Source organism: Burkholderia sp. L-4, from assembly GCF_056856535.1.
This window is the reverse complement of sequence record NZ_JBXEOX010000002.1, coordinates 2,187,507-2,199,607: the sequence shown is the minus strand read 5'-3', so window position 1 is coordinate 2,199,607 and position 12,101 is coordinate 2,187,507. Positions and strand designations below refer to the sequence as shown.

The following is a 12,101-nucleotide window of genomic DNA, read 5'->3' as shown; positions in this document are numbered from 1 at the left end:
GGAAGGCGCGGTGTACGACGGCGTTTGATCGTCAGCGCGGCTTCTGCGGCTTCTTGATCCGATAGGTACCGTTCGGGTGCACACGCGTTGTTTCGCCGCGGCGTCCCGTGCTCTGCCGTGGTACAGATCGACGCACTTCAGGTAGTCGAACTTCACGTCGCCGACATCCGTTTCGACGACCGGATGTCGATAATCCCGCGCCAGATGCTTCGCCACCCGTGCGTGAATGACGTCCGGCGCATGCTCCGAAGCGGTACCCGGCCTTCAACCTTCGTCCGCCCTTCCTCGGCGTTTTCCCCGATCCCGTTCGTCTTGACTCCGCCCGCCGCATCGTCAACACTTCGCCTATCTCAAGTGTGATCACAGATCGCAGATCAAACCCAGGAGAACCCCGCCTTGGCGCCTCGTATCGTCCCGCCCGCACTGAAAGCCATCGAACAGGAAACGATGGCCGACAAGGTCTACCAGCAACTGCGCGAAGCGCTGATGAGCGGCCGTTTCGCGCCCGGCCAGGCGTTGAGCCTGCGCAGCGTCGCCGAGGCGGTCGGTTCGTCGACGATGCCCGTGCGCGCCGCGCTCACGCGGCTGCGCGCCGAGCGCGCGCTGGTCGACGGCCCGAATCGCGCGCTCGTCGTGCCGCCGATGACGCTCGACATGCTCGACGAACTGCGCGACGTGCGGATCGCACTCGAGGGCTGCATCGCCGAGCGTGCGTGCGGACGAATGAGCGACGCGCAGATCGCGGCCGTGCGCAAGACCTGCGAGACGATGCAGGCGCACGTCGAAGCCGGCCGCTCGCGCGCTTACCTGCAAAGCAATTTCGCCTTCCACAGCGCGATCTACGCGCACGGCGCCAGCGAAAGCACGCTCGCGATCGTCGAGAACTTGTGGATGCGGGTCGGGCCGTTCCTGAACATGGTCGCGCTCGACATCCCGCACATGCGGCGCTCGATGGACGCGCACCGCGCGATCGTCGACGCTCTCGAACGGCGCGACGGCACCGGCGTGCGGGCCGGCATCGCGCTCGACATCGGCGGCGCCGCACACGATCTCGCCGAAACCTTGCGGGCCGAACAGGCCCCGCGAACCGTGAACGCAAAGCCATAGCGGCCGCCCGCCGCGGGCGGCTGCGATCCTACAACATCAACGATGGAGACAACCCGGCATGACAGCTTCCGACCTGCTGAAACCCTATGACGGCCTGCGCGTCCTCGTGACGGGCGGCGCATCGGGCATCGGCCTCGACATCGCCGACGCGTTCGCCGAGTGCGGCGCCCGCGTGCATGTGTGCGACGCGTCGCCAGCCGCGCTGGCCGCACTCGCCGACCGGCCGCCGCGCGCCGGGGCCGGTGCGATCAGCGCGACGCTGGCGGACGTATCCGATCCGGCCGCCGTCGAACGCGTGTTCGACGACGTCGCGGCAACGCTCGGCGGCCTCGACGTGCTGGTCAACAACGCGGGGATCGCCGGCCCGACCGGCGGCATCGACGAGATCGACCCCGTGCAGTGGGAACAAACCGTCGCGATCAACCTGAACGCACAGTTCCAGTTCGCGCGCCGTGCGGTGCCGCTGCTGCGCGACGCGAAACATGGCGGCGCGATCATCGCGTTGTCGTCGGTCGCCGGGCGGCTCGGCTACGCGTTCCGCACGCCGTACGCCGCGACGAAATGGGCCGTGGTCGGCCTCGTGAAGAGCCTCGCGATCGAACTGGGCCCGCTCGGCATCCGCGTGAACGCGATTCAGCCCGGCATCGTGCGTGGCCCGCGGATGCGCCGCGTGATCGACGCACGCGCGCAGCAACTGGGCATCGGTTACGACGAAATGGAGAAGCGCTATCTCGAGAAGATCTCGCTGCGGCGCATGACCGACCCGGCCGAAATCGCCGCGACCGCGCTGTTCCTGTGCTCGCCGGGCGGGCACGGAATCACGGGGCAGGCCATCTCCGTCTGCGGCAACGTCGAAGTGCTGTGACGCACCCGGCATCGTTCACCGAAAGGAATCCATCCGTGGCAAACGCTCGCAAAGTCATCATCACCTGTGCGCCCACCGGCGCGATCCACACGCCGTCGATGTCGCCGTACCTGCCCGTGACGCCGCACGAGATCGAAACGGCCGCCGTCGCGGCCGCCGAGGCCGGCGCGGCGATCCTGCACCTCCACGCGCGCCATCCGTCCGACGGCAAGCCGACCCAGGATCCGGCGGTGTTCGCCGAATTCCTGCCGCGCATCAAGGCGCAAACCGACGCGGTGATCAACCTCACGTCGGGCGGTAGCCCGCACATGACGGTCGACGAACGGCTGCAGCCCGCGCTGCATTTCCAGCCCGAGGTCGCTTCGCTGAACATGGGCTCGATGAACTTCGGGCTGTACCCGATGCTCGAGCGCTTTCGGGAGCTGAAGCATCCGTGGGAACGCGAACACCTCGAGAAGAGCCGCGACCTGAAGGGGAGTGAGATATTTCCCCAGAGTCCGGTGAGATAAATGGGTCTTGCCGGGTCAAGGCGGGCCGATCCTGGACAACCGGCGCGCAATTCGCTTGCAGCATACGCAAGTAACGTCAGATAAGCTTTTCAACCAGTTTCGCACCGGTGCTCACGATCACATCGAACGACAATTCGATCTCACGCTCCTGAGCTGCCCGCGAAATTCGATGGAAGAAGTTACGGTCGCGCAGGTTCCGGATGAACTGATGTCCTTCCCACGTCAGACGACGAGCGAACATCGGATTGCCGGGTGCGAAGCCCTCGATCAGCCGGGCTTCGGTCAGCAGACGGATGTGCTCAATTACGACGAACTCGGGGAAATTGTCGAACGTGCCGGGCGCAACGGCGTCGTCGGCCCCCGGCAGCGCCTCGGCGGCCAGCATTACCGCTCGCACGCATTCCCAGTCCAGTTTCATGCAGTTCTCCGCCACGATCCGAGATAGTCGAAGCCCGATTATGGCTCAAGATAACGCTCAAGAATTTCGAGCACCGACCGCTCGGCCGTGCCAGTCAGGGCAAAGTCATTGCCTTCTGCCTTGACCGGGAAAAACACCCGCCCCGGAATATCGCCCCACGGAAGCGGATGGTTGCGCCGGTCGCGTCCGAACTGCCCCTTCTTCGCCCCGAAGAACATCGTGCCGGCGTAGACGCGGTTCGTCGTGAGTCCGGCTTCGTGCGCGTTCGCCACGGGCTGGATACTGGCAGCGAGCTTGCCGCTCACCTGCAGAATTTTCATGACGCCGCTTTTGGCGTTGGCGTAGCTCGCCAGCTCTTTGCCGTTCTTGCCATACTGCCGGCCGCGCGATTGAGCCAGCGCTCGCTGGTGCTTGGTGACCTCGCTCAATGCCGGCCAGTCACGCGCGAGGCCGACGCCTTTACCTTCTCGATCGAAAATCCGCTCCGTCTCTCTCAACAGCGCTTGCGAAACCGACTCCATTGCCGGCCGCGCGTCCGTCGCTCGTTCGGCGAGCTGCCGCAGAGCTGCGCGCAGCACATCTTCGCCGATGATTTCGGTCCTGAAGGTCATGGTTTGATCGCCGGGTAGTCGGCCGCTGCATTGTAATCCCAGCCTGGATCAGGACGGAACGGTCGAGCCATGCCAGGCAACCGAATCTGTTTGACGGTCATTGGCTGCCCGTCCGGGAGCGCGCGCGGATTGCCTTCACGATCGAGCACCGGCACCTCCTGAACATGACCGGCCGCGCTTTCGACGGCCAGGTCGTCGTTCTTCAGGTCATAGTCTGACAGCGGCACCGCTCGACACCGACAGTTCCAGCCGCAGGGCGGGTAGGCGACGGTCCATGCCTCGTCGTCGTAGCGAAACAGACGCCCGTGCATCACGCGATGTGCCGGGCGTGTGCGGCTGTCCATCACTGCGGTGTATTGCCAGTATGGATGTGTGCCCACCGACGCCCTCATTGAGCGATACCGGCCGGCCATATAGGCCGTCTGCAGGTTCTGCTCGTAAATGAGGCGCAACCTCGACGGCGTCCCGTATTCCACGACACGCGTCGTGTTCGGATACATCTTCAGGATCTCGCCGGTCTCCGGGTCGATCGCCTTGCCCCACCAACCCTTCGCGCGCAACATCGGCTCCAGCTCGCTTCTGAATTGCTCGTATGTCTGGCCTTCATCGAGCGCTTTGAGCAGCGCGCCGCGAATATCCTCAAGGATGTCGAAACCGGCCGACTGCGCGACCGTAAAAGCACGCGAATGAGCCTGGCGCCACAGATCCATCCAACTGTCCGACACGACAACGCCCTTGGCCCGCAGAAATGCGATCGCCTGCTCCGGTGGCATCTTGAATGCCGCATAGAGCGTCGGTGCGTTGACGGGCAGCTCAGCGTCCGGCACGGTTGATCTCCCGCTGTACAGCCTCAGCACCCACGACGTCGCAGACGAACATCGCGCGCGCGATCGCTTCGATCAGCACCGTGTCGTCTACCTGGATATGCCCGGCCGAGAGGGCTGCGAGTGCTTCCGAAAAATCCTTCGCTTCGGAAACTGCCTTCAGCGCGGCGCGTGCAAGATCCTGCCCCTGGGCCGGCATGTCACGTCCGAGCATGTCCAGCGCCTTGTCGAGCGCAAGCTGCGTCGGGTCGACCACGTTGGCCGGCGGGGTCGCCGACGGCATCGACGGCTGCGCCGTTGTTGCAGCAATGCTTTTTACTTCGCGCATCGGCTGCACGTCGGCAACGTCGACTCGCAGCACATCCTCACCGTCATTTGGCATCGGAATATGCAGCTTGTCGTGCGCCCAGGCACGCGGAATCTGCATGCCGATCGCGACCAGCTTGGGAAGCGCATCGCCATAGACTTTGACGTCTTCTGCTTCCGCGTTGTCGAACACAAAGCGCGGGCAGCGACGAACGTCCGTGAAGCCCTTGTTGAGCGCGAGAATCGGATAGATCAGCTGCTGCGTGATCGTCGACGCAAGCATCTTGCAGTCCGCATCGCGGATGTCGGAGCGCACTTCGCCGTGGAGCTTTGCGTTGCCGCTGCCCAGGCCGCTGGCATGAGCTTCAGCGCTCATCGTCTGCCCGATGATCGCCTTGCTCTCCGCTCGCTCGCACCAGCCCATCATGGCGAGGAACGGCGCGTCGGTTCCCTTCGCTGCTTCCTCGAATTCGATCGCCATCGACTGCGGGATGATGCCGGCAGCATTATGGCCAATGCCCATCACGGCGCGCATCAACGTGGCGCGCTCATCCGGCGTCGCGTTTTGCGGGAACTTGCCGACACGCATTGGCATGCCATAGATGTCGAGGAACTCGGCGAGGTCGCCAACCGCGTAATTCTTGAACAGATATGGCCACACCAGCACGCGCATCAGCGCCTGGCGCGCGGTGTAACCGGACATCGCCTTGTGCCGATGCAAGATCCAGCCGAACGGTAGCAGCGGCGCGCCATCCGGTGTCCCATCGCGGAGATTGATCTCCATGCGCGTTTCGTGGTCCAGCTGGAACCAGTATTGGGGTCGCCAGTGGTGTTTTTCCACCAGCCACGTGCTGCCGACGCGAGTCCACTGCAATTCCAGTGCCGAGAAACCGTTACCCACGGCGTCCAGCACATCAAAGAGCAGATCTTCGAGGTCAGGCATGTCGAGCATCTGCTCGCGCGCAAAGGCCGTGAGCTTCTCTTCTTCCGCGCTCGCATTGCGCGGCGGCTGCAGGTCCCAGTTCAGCTTCACAACCGCCCGCTTGCGTTTCATCATCTCCGAATGGATATGACTGTCCCGCTCCTCCATATCCCGAAAGAGCTCATGCTGATGAATCAGGAACCCGAATTCCGCCTGCTGCAGGATGTCGTTCAGTCGCTGCGGCGTCAGATGCCGGGCCGGGTGCTGCGCAATCTGGTGCGTGAGCCACGGGATTTTCGTGCTCTGTTGCTCATCGAGCACCTCGCGCTCGATCGGTCTGCCGAACTGGTCGACGATCTTTCCCATTACCAATCTCCACGCCCCGCCATGCGGGGCAAATCGTCTTCACCGGGTGCATGCATAAAATGCTGCGCGGCACCGCCGCGAGCGCGTCGCGGCACCTCGATGTAATCAATCGGACCGCCGTCCTGTGTGCTGGCGAACCAGGCAAGCGCGAGCGCAATCGCTGCATCGCCATGACGCTGGCCACCATCGGATGACTTGGTGCGCGCCTTCTCCGCAAGCTTGGGAATGCCCTTGTCGACGACGATTGCCCGCAAATCAGCCTTGACGTCCAGGTCTTTCGGGATGCTCGACAGCGTGCCATCCTCGAACGCGGCCTTGAGCTTGGGCATGTTCTCGAGATACCACGCATTCGAGAGCATCACTTGCTCAATGCTCGACGCGCCGTAGCGCTGCATGGCGACCTCGGCCAGGTACTGACCATTGCCGCGTGCATCGAGCGCACCGAACGAAAAGCGCGGGATGCGGTCGGCCACCCAAAACAGGATCTGCTCCTGCTGCTTGAAAGGCACGTTGCGCATTTCGATCAGGAATGGACAGATCCGGCGCAGCGCCTGCAGTTCAAGTAGCGGCGCGAGCACCGACAAGTCACCGCTGCGTCCGAAGTCGAGCCCAAAGCTGCTGCGCGCGGTGCGCGGCAGCTTCTCGATGAGCGGGGCGACTTCCGCTTCTAGCCAGTCGAGCGTATCGGCTTCGCGTACGTGGTCCGGAAGCTGCTCGAAGCCATCTTTGCACGTGAAACGCAGCACCTTGCTCTCATCGGACATGCGCGATTCAATCAATGCGCTCGACAGATAGGCCCCACCGCTGCTCGACGGCACGCAGTCGAGTTCCTCGGCATCGTTCGGGCGGTAGAACGCGCGAATGCTCTCACACCAATCAATCTCAGCCTGCGGCGTCCAGACTTTCTTCGTGCTTTCGAATACGCGCTTGCACAAGCCTTGCTCGACCGCGTCATCGAACGTAATTCGGTGCAGGCTGTACGGTTTTCGGCCCTCGCGGATGTCCTTGATCAACTCGTTAAACGCGTTATCGACGCCGTTATGCGTAGAGATGACAGAAACCGACCCGCCCCAGATCAGCAGCGCCATCGCGGACTTGAGCAGCTCGGCAAGATTGTCGTGGAACGCGGCCTCGTCGATGATTACGCGGCCTTGCTTGCCGCGCAGGTTGGACGGTCGCGATGACAGCGCCGTTACACGAGCGCCGCCGGCAAAGCGGATGCGGAACGCGAGAATGTCCTTGCCTTCGTCCTCAATGGCAAGCTGCTCCATCGCCTCGGCGGCGACCTGAAAGTGCCGTGCCCAGAACGCACAGTCGAGGATGAATTCCTCGGCCATGTCCTTGTTGTAGCCGACATACCACGTGTCCTGGCCACCCTGTTTCGAGCCTTCGAGCGCAGTGTAGGCCGCTTCGCCCCATGACAAGCCGACACGACGCGATTTTTCACATACGCGTACGGGCGACGTATCGTCTCCCCAGCGTTGCTGGTACGGAAGCAGGACTGCGCCCATTCATCGACTCCGATGTATCAAGCGGCTTTGCCGAGAATGCGGTTCTTGATCTGTTCGACGGCGTCTTCGGTAAGGCCCAGCCCCTTGGCCGCGTCCCCGGCATTTTGTGCCGCGTCTTCGAGCGCCTGCCGGCGGGCTTCAGCCTGCCAGCGTTTTTGCGCGACCGATGCCTTGCCCAGCTCCGCAACCGCTCGCGCGAGCTTGGCCAGATCGATGGAATCGGGATCGACGTTCATCTCCATCAAGATCCCGAACATCTTTTCCTGCGTCAGGCGGACCAGCGCGTCATTGACCGCGCCGTCTTCGTCCGGCGACGCCTGAACGACCGCGCGCGCCTGCTCCGTGACCGCTTTCAGCGACTTGAGCCGCTCGTCGAATGATTGCCCGTACCGCTGCAGTCCGCTCTTGCTGACCTGCAAGCAGTAGGGCTCCAGCATGCGGTTCAGCTCCGTGACCGCGCCACGATAGTCCGAGAAATTGCTCTCGACCAAGTATTTGTCGAGCCATTCCTTGATCGCCTTGGGCAGCTTCTCGATTTTCGAGCGCGGCGGCATCTTATTCTCCCGGTCGCAGCTTGCGCACGCCCGGCACGCTCGATCGGCCAGTCGCAACATCGCCGCCGCGCGCCGTCAGTTTCACTGCGCCGTCCTTGACTTCGACCAGGCCGAGCTCCGCGAGCCACGCGACGTCGCTTGCCACCATATCAGACGACACCGAATGCCCCCCCGAGTCCAGAAAACACTGAATCAGCGTCACGTTTGCGCCGTAACCGGAGGTCTCGCCGAGTGCCCGAAGAATCATCAGACGCCGATCAGCCGTCACTGCCTCGAGGTAAGTCATTTTGCCGTGCCCCCGTTCAGAAGATATTGATGGATCAGGTTGAGCGTGGTGTGCATGCCGTTGACCTCGCCCGTGAGCGTGCTGAGTCCTGCCGCGACGTCGTTGATGCGCGTGTGAATATCACCCAGATCTTCGTGCGTCGGCACGTGCTGCACGGCCTCCTCGAGACGGGCAAGGCGGTCGCTGTGACTGTCGAGGCGCTTGTCGACACCGTCCTCGAGGTTGGTGATCCGGTCGTTGGTGACCTTATCCCTATTGGTGAGGTAGACATAGATACCCACGCAGGCGGTGGCCACCGACTGGAATACCTCAAAGCCGAAATTGAGTAGTTGGAAGTCGATCGACACGATGTCTAGCGCATGGAAAAGGCGCGACATGCTCGCTCGATATCGAACTGGCAGTCCACGCAGGTTTGTACGCCGGGGACAGCCTCACGGCGCGCCTCGGGGATAGGTTCGCTACATACCCGGCATTCGATCCGGCTATCCGCTACCGTTTTGCCGTCCAGTCCGGCGCGGCGCTGCTGCGCCGCAAGCGCATCGTCGCGGAACCTGGCTTCGCGCTCGCTGGCGGCGTCAAGCGGATCAGGCACTGCGCACCTCCAGTGTCGGCCCAATGCGCAGCGCACGCACAACATCGTCCGGCGCAGGAATAGTCGGCAGGGCGCTGGGTGCCCAGCCGCTCTTCAGATAGATGGTTGCCGTCAGCGCCGAGCAAATCATTTCGCCCGGCTCAGGCGACGGCAACGGAACATCCAGAATGCGATTGGCCGCGATTCGGAACAGGTCGCCGAAACTGTAAGCGATCGGCGCGCCGATCAGATCCCACAGCGAGCGGCAGGCAGTCCGTCTATCGACCGGGCAATCGAACACGTCGAAGTCAACAGCCTCGTAGTGCGAAAGCGGCGATAACGAGCAGCCACCGGCGTTGCTTTCGGCAACCAGCAGGCGGCGAGCGTAATCGGTACCGGTCCAGACCGCGACGGCCGTATGCGTGTAAGGTGAGCGCGTCACTCCGCGAATAAGCGCCGGCATCAAGCCATTTCGCGCCCGCACGGCAATCAAATCGCCGTCCAGAATCTGCTCACGAGCCATTGCGTAGTTCATGGTTCCACCGCCGCCGCGTGTCCGCAATTTTTCGTGAAGGCGGTGTCGTGGGCCAGAATCTGGCGCTTGGTTTCAAGCGTGTCCAGCGGACTGCCGGTGATCAACCTGACCCAGTTGCACGCGGTATCGATCAGACGCGTTGTCGTGACGGGCGGGGGCGGCGGCGGACATTGCGCAGCACAGCCGGCGAGCAGCAGCGCCGCGAGCAGGACGGGCAGCCGCATGCTCACTCCTTGCGCAGGCCGCCGACCGAAGCCAGCTGGGTGTCGATATCGGCGCTGGTTGCGGCTTGCGCCGCCTGGTCCGCCTGAGTCGCATTGGCGGCGGCCTGTTCACCTGCCTGTGCGGCGGCTGCGTTCGCCTGCGCCTCGGCGCTTACGGTATTTGCGACGGTGGCCTGCGCCTGCGCGACCTGCTCGCCGGCCTGGGCGACCTTCACGTCAGCTGAGCGCGTTTTGGTAAAGACGGCGAGCGCACATGCGCCAAGGCCGAGTACGCCGGCAATGATGGGCCAGAATTTTGCAACCAAGGCGGTGATGATGGTCATACGATTTTCCCCTCACAGATCTGGCGCTCGATGCGCCGACGATTGACAAGACCGGGCAGCACTCGGCCGCCCGCATACACCCAGCGGGAAAACTCCGCACATGCTCCCGCATAGTCGTGCTCGTTGAATCGGCGTGCGATGGTCGACCCGCAGAAGCGCGCCACGCCCTCGTTGTAGGCAAAGGAGATCGCCGCTGCGCGCTGATAATCGGTCAGCGGTGCGGTGATGCACCCGTCGACACCATCCGCTGTCGTCAGCAAGCTCGCCGAGAGCTTGCCGCGGCATTGTTGAGGCGTATATGTCGCCCCCCACACCGCGCCTTGCGTCTCGCCGGTGCAATAGGTCAGGACGCCGATCGGGTCGCGATACGTCTTGAGCGAGATGCCCTCGAAACGCGGTACCCACGTGAGCAGAAGTGCCGCAGCCGACACGCCGACTACCGAAGCGAGGGTGCGCGTCGCCGGACGGTTAGCTTGCGGGGCCGCCATTCGTGCCTCGCTGTTCGATCGTGAAGATGCGTGCAAGCAGCACGAGCACGAAGCCGCCGACCGCGATCGCTTGCGCCCACCCGTGCGGCAGCGCCTGTTTCAGATCGTCGGGAATATCACTCCACGCGCTGAGCACCGACGGCCCAATGCCGAACAGGGTGGCCATGGCAGCGGACAGTCGTACGCTGCCGAATCGGTGGGCGTGCCGCCATTCGTCGATCAGCTTCAGCCGCATATGCGCGCTCCACCGATCGGGCTGGCGACGGCCGCACTGATGCCGTGGCTATCCCGGACGCGGCATGATGCAGGTGCGCCTGGAAGCGGTGAATTGAAAACTCGGAATGGACTCATGATCCGGTTGGCCGCAGGGTTGGGATGCCGTCATGGTGACGGGGACCCATGCTGCCTGGCGACTAAAGCGCTTTACTATTTGCGCCGCGTCTGCCCGGTGGTGCTGCAGGAGGAAAGCTAGAAGAGGTTGCCTTGCTTGACCAGACGCTCGAACTCGAGGCAGTCCTTGATGATGCTGCGCACCCGCACTTCGGTGAGTTGGTATTCGCGTGCGAGCTGAGCGTAGTTGTCGCCCTTGAACTTGCGGAAAATCTCGGCATCGCGTTGCGAGAGCCGGTAGCTCACGCCGCGCGGAACGTAGATCTGTGAGCCGCCGAACTCGCGACCGACTGAATCTGTCGTGCCGATCGCGATCTCGGCGCTCTTTTCTCGACAGATGCCGTGCGCGCGCAGCTCCCGATAGACGATCTGCCCGATGTGCTCGAGCACATCGGGATAGTTCGACGGAAAGCGAAACGCGTCCGGCTCATTCATCGCAGCCCTCCCGTTGCATCCAGTACGACCAAGCAATTGTTGATCCCAACATCGACCAGTGATGCGACGTCGGCACCAGGTCAACGACCATTACGACACGGTTTCCTGCTGTCCCGCACGCGTCTTCCATTTCTTGAGCGCCTCAATGATCAGGCTCGCCTGCGCGCTGGAAAGCCATTGAAGGGCTTCTACGCCGGTCTGGCGTTTGACATATGCGCCGAGCGCAGCTTCCGATGCGTTTCGGACCACGCCAAGGCTGTGCAGTTCCAGCCATAGGGCACGAATCTTGGTGCTCTGCGCATCCTGAGCGAGTGCCCGTTGCGGCAGCGCAGCCGCACCGGGCTTACGCACCGGCTTGAATCCGCACTGTTCCAGGTGACGCAGCACGCGGCTCGCGCCTGCCGTGGTCAGATCGCGAGATGACGCTGCCCCGCCTACCGAGCGCAGCATCGCCCGGTAGGTGTCGTCATCCATGGCAAGTTGCTTCTTTGCGATATGGATCTTTGCGAGGGTCGATTTTGCGAGCATTACTTGCCTCTGATCACGCGCCACAATTCCTTGCGGCACAGGAATGCAAAAAACAGCAGGCCGAGAATGATGATCGTGGTGTCGGTCATGCTTGCACCTCCGTCGCCATTTCACTGATCATGCGCGCCGGCCGTCGCTGCATCGGCGAGGCGTAGAACGCCACATCGGCACGCGCGATCGAAGCGTCGAGCGTGTCGCCGTTTTGGCCGGTTAGCCGGAACTCGGTCGCCTCGACTTTCAGCTCGCCGAGCGCATCTGTCAGTGTACCGATCGCCTGCATCAGCTCGGTAGTGTTTCGGGTCGTCATATCGTGTTTTCCAATGCGTTC

General features: G+C 63.1%; 19 protein-coding genes and 2 pseudogenes. 3 read left to right on the top strand and 18 right to left on the bottom strand.

Annotated features, from left to right (window positions below; genetic code table 11):
• Positions 1–168: 168 nt before the first annotated feature.
• Positions 169–216 (bottom strand): annotated as a pseudogene (locus tag AC1VVG_RS26790) (hypothetical protein); the annotation flags it as partial.
• 180 nt (positions 217–396) lie between these two features.
• On the opposite strand from AC1VVG_RS26790, the gene AC1VVG_RS26785 reads away from it, so the two are divergent.
• From AC1VVG_RS26785 to AC1VVG_RS26775, 3 genes and pseudogenes are all read left to right on the top strand, one after another.
• The gene (locus AC1VVG_RS26785; protein WP_034191442.1) at positions 397–1,107 is read left to right on the top strand and encodes a GntR family transcriptional regulator; all 711 of its coding nucleotides are present in this window, start codon (positions 397–399) and stop codon (positions 1,105–1,107) included.
• A gap of 58 nt (positions 1,108–1,165) precedes the next feature.
• On the top strand, positions 1,166–1,972 hold the full coding sequence (locus tag AC1VVG_RS26780; protein ID WP_034191443.1) for an SDR family oxidoreductase: 807 nt from the start codon (positions 1,166–1,168) through the stop codon (positions 1,970–1,972).
• A gap of 35 nt (positions 1,973–2,007) precedes the next feature.
• Positions 2,008–2,442 (top strand): annotated as a pseudogene (locus AC1VVG_RS26775) (beta-keto acid cleavage family enzyme); the annotation flags it as partial.
• A 115-nt stretch (positions 2,443–2,557) separates the two neighbouring features.
• Here AC1VVG_RS26775 and AC1VVG_RS26770 read toward each other — a convergent pair.
• From AC1VVG_RS26770 to AC1VVG_RS26690, 17 genes are all read right to left on the bottom strand, one after another.
• Positions 2,558–2,899, bottom strand: a complete 342-nt coding sequence (locus tag AC1VVG_RS26770) for a DUF2513 domain-containing protein (RefSeq protein WP_482836775.1) — start codon at positions 2,897–2,899, stop codon at positions 2,558–2,560.
• A 38-nt stretch (positions 2,900–2,937) separates the two neighbouring features.
• Positions 2,938–3,510 carry a phage virion morphogenesis protein gene (locus AC1VVG_RS26765; RefSeq protein ID WP_482836774.1) on the bottom strand — a complete coding sequence of 191 codons (573 nt, stop codon included), beginning with the start codon at positions 3,508–3,510 and terminating at the stop codon, positions 2,938–2,940.
• On the bottom strand, positions 3,507–4,337 hold the full coding sequence (locus AC1VVG_RS26760; protein ID WP_482836773.1) for a phage head morphogenesis protein: 831 nt from the start codon (positions 4,335–4,337) through the stop codon (positions 3,507–3,509). Before AC1VVG_RS26760 ends, AC1VVG_RS26765 begins: the two co-directional genes overlap by 4 nt.
• Entirely contained in the window at positions 4,324–5,928 is a 1,605-nt protein-coding gene (locus AC1VVG_RS26755; RefSeq protein WP_482836772.1) for a DUF935 domain-containing protein, read from the bottom strand. The genes AC1VVG_RS26760 and AC1VVG_RS26755 overlap by 14 nt, the downstream gene beginning before the upstream one ends.
• Complete coding sequence (locus AC1VVG_RS26750) at positions 5,928–7,439, bottom strand: terminase large subunit domain-containing protein (protein WP_482836771.1); 1,512 nt, start codon at positions 7,437–7,439, stop codon at positions 5,928–5,930. The genes AC1VVG_RS26755 and AC1VVG_RS26750 overlap by 1 nt, the downstream gene beginning before the upstream one ends.
• 17 nt (positions 7,440–7,456) lie before the next feature.
• Complete coding sequence (locus tag AC1VVG_RS26745; RefSeq protein WP_482836770.1) at positions 7,457–7,993, bottom strand: DUF3486 family protein; 537 nt, start codon at positions 7,991–7,993, stop codon at positions 7,457–7,459.
• Between the two features lies 1 nt (position 7,994).
• Positions 7,995–8,279, bottom strand: a complete 285-nt coding sequence (locus AC1VVG_RS26740) for a VpaChn25_0724 family phage protein (RefSeq protein ID WP_482836769.1) — start codon at positions 8,277–8,279, stop codon at positions 7,995–7,997.
• Positions 8,276–8,656: a DUF2730 family protein gene (locus AC1VVG_RS26735; protein WP_482836767.1), complete on the bottom strand. Its 381-nt coding sequence runs from the start codon at positions 8,654–8,656 to the stop codon at positions 8,276–8,278. The genes AC1VVG_RS26740 and AC1VVG_RS26735 overlap by 4 nt, the downstream gene beginning before the upstream one ends.
• Positions 8,632–8,871 (bottom strand): TraR/DksA C4-type zinc finger protein, encoded by a 240-nt coding sequence (locus AC1VVG_RS26730; protein WP_482836766.1) that lies wholly within the window; start codon positions 8,869–8,871, stop codon positions 8,632–8,634. Before AC1VVG_RS26730 ends, AC1VVG_RS26735 begins: the two co-directional genes overlap by 25 nt.
• Entirely contained in the window at positions 8,864–9,385 is a 522-nt protein-coding gene (locus AC1VVG_RS26725; protein ID WP_482836765.1) for a hypothetical protein, read from the bottom strand. Before AC1VVG_RS26725 ends, AC1VVG_RS26730 begins: the two co-directional genes overlap by 8 nt.
• The gene (locus AC1VVG_RS26720; protein WP_482836764.1) at positions 9,382–9,609 is read right to left on the bottom strand and encodes a hypothetical protein; all 228 of its coding nucleotides are present in this window, start codon (positions 9,607–9,609) and stop codon (positions 9,382–9,384) included. The genes AC1VVG_RS26725 and AC1VVG_RS26720 overlap by 4 nt, the downstream gene beginning before the upstream one ends.
• 2 nt (positions 9,610–9,611) lie before the next feature.
• On the bottom strand, positions 9,612–9,932 hold the full coding sequence (locus AC1VVG_RS26715; protein ID WP_482836763.1) for a hypothetical protein: 321 nt from the start codon (positions 9,930–9,932) through the stop codon (positions 9,612–9,614).
• The gene (locus tag AC1VVG_RS26710; RefSeq protein WP_482836762.1) at positions 9,929–10,420 is read right to left on the bottom strand and encodes a lysozyme; all 492 of its coding nucleotides are present in this window, start codon (positions 10,418–10,420) and stop codon (positions 9,929–9,931) included. Before AC1VVG_RS26710 ends, AC1VVG_RS26715 begins: the two co-directional genes overlap by 4 nt.
• Entirely contained in the window at positions 10,401–10,655 is a 255-nt protein-coding gene (locus AC1VVG_RS26705) for a DUF7940 domain-containing protein (protein ID WP_482836761.1), read from the bottom strand. The genes AC1VVG_RS26710 and AC1VVG_RS26705 overlap by 20 nt, the downstream gene beginning before the upstream one ends.
• A 233-nt stretch (positions 10,656–10,888) precedes the next feature.
• Positions 10,889–11,245 carry a Mor transcription activator family protein gene (locus tag AC1VVG_RS26700; RefSeq protein WP_482836760.1) on the bottom strand — a complete coding sequence of 119 codons (357 nt, stop codon included), beginning with the start codon at positions 11,243–11,245 and terminating at the stop codon, positions 10,889–10,891.
• Between the two features lie 90 nt (positions 11,246–11,335).
• The gene (locus AC1VVG_RS26695; RefSeq protein ID WP_482836759.1) at positions 11,336–11,719 is read right to left on the bottom strand and encodes a regulatory protein GemA; all 384 of its coding nucleotides are present in this window, start codon (positions 11,717–11,719) and stop codon (positions 11,336–11,338) included.
• A 139-nt stretch (positions 11,720–11,858) separates the two neighbouring features.
• On the bottom strand, positions 11,859–12,080 hold the full coding sequence (locus tag AC1VVG_RS26690) for a hypothetical protein (RefSeq protein WP_482836758.1): 222 nt from the start codon (positions 12,078–12,080) through the stop codon (positions 11,859–11,861).
• Positions 12,081–12,101 lie beyond the last annotated feature (21 nt).

What these genes read in the sequence shown, in the direction of transcription:
- AC1VVG_RS26780 (WP_034191443.1), top strand. Translation starts at nt 1,166, where the DNA reads ATGACAGCTTCCGACCTGCTGAAACCCTATGACGGCCTGCGCGTCCTC.
- AC1VVG_RS26770 (WP_482836775.1), bottom strand. Translation starts at nt 2,899, where the DNA reads ATGAAACTGGACTGGGAATGCGTGCGAGCGGTAATGCTGGCCGCCGAG.
- AC1VVG_RS26765 (WP_482836774.1), bottom strand. Translation starts at nt 3,510, where the DNA reads ATGACCTTCAGGACCGAAATCATCGGCGAAGATGTGCTGCGCGCAGCT.
- AC1VVG_RS26755 (WP_482836772.1), bottom strand. Translation starts at nt 5,928, where the DNA reads ATGGGAAAGATCGTCGACCAGTTCGGCAGACCGATCGAGCGCGAGGTG.
- AC1VVG_RS26750 (WP_482836771.1), bottom strand. Translation starts at nt 7,439, where the DNA reads ATGGGCGCAGTCCTGCTTCCGTACCAGCAACGCTGGGGAGACGATACG.
- AC1VVG_RS26745 (WP_482836770.1), bottom strand. Translation starts at nt 7,993, where the DNA reads ATGCCGCCGCGCTCGAAAATCGAGAAGCTGCCCAAGGCGATCAAGGAA.
- AC1VVG_RS26740 (WP_482836769.1), bottom strand. Translation starts at nt 8,279, where the DNA reads ATGACTTACCTCGAGGCAGTGACGGCTGATCGGCGTCTGATGATTCTT.
- AC1VVG_RS26735 (WP_482836767.1), bottom strand. Translation starts at nt 8,656, where the DNA reads ATGTCGCGCCTTTTCCATGCGCTAGACATCGTGTCGATCGACTTCCAA.
- AC1VVG_RS26725 (WP_482836765.1), bottom strand. Translation starts at nt 9,385, where the DNA reads ATGAACTACGCAATGGCTCGTGAGCAGATTCTGGACGGCGATTTGATT.
- AC1VVG_RS26720 (WP_482836764.1), bottom strand. Translation starts at nt 9,609, where the DNA reads ATGCGGCTGCCCGTCCTGCTCGCGGCGCTGCTGCTCGCCGGCTGTGCT.
- AC1VVG_RS26715 (WP_482836763.1), bottom strand. Translation starts at nt 9,932, where the DNA reads ATGACCATCATCACCGCCTTGGTTGCAAAATTCTGGCCCATCATTGCC.
- AC1VVG_RS26710 (WP_482836762.1), bottom strand. Translation starts at nt 10,420, where the DNA reads ATGGCGGCCCCGCAAGCTAACCGTCCGGCGACGCGCACCCTCGCTTCG.
- AC1VVG_RS26705 (WP_482836761.1), bottom strand. Translation starts at nt 10,655, where the DNA reads ATGCGGCTGAAGCTGATCGACGAATGGCGGCACGCCCACCGATTCGGC.
- AC1VVG_RS26700 (WP_482836760.1), bottom strand. Translation starts at nt 11,245, where the DNA reads ATGAATGAGCCGGACGCGTTTCGCTTTCCGTCGAACTATCCCGATGTG.
- AC1VVG_RS26695 (WP_482836759.1), bottom strand. Translation starts at nt 11,719, where the DNA reads ATGGATGACGACACCTACCGGGCGATGCTGCGCTCGGTAGGCGGGGCA.
- AC1VVG_RS26690 (WP_482836758.1), bottom strand. Translation starts at nt 12,080, where the DNA reads ATGACGACCCGAAACACTACCGAGCTGATGCAGGCGATCGGTACACTG.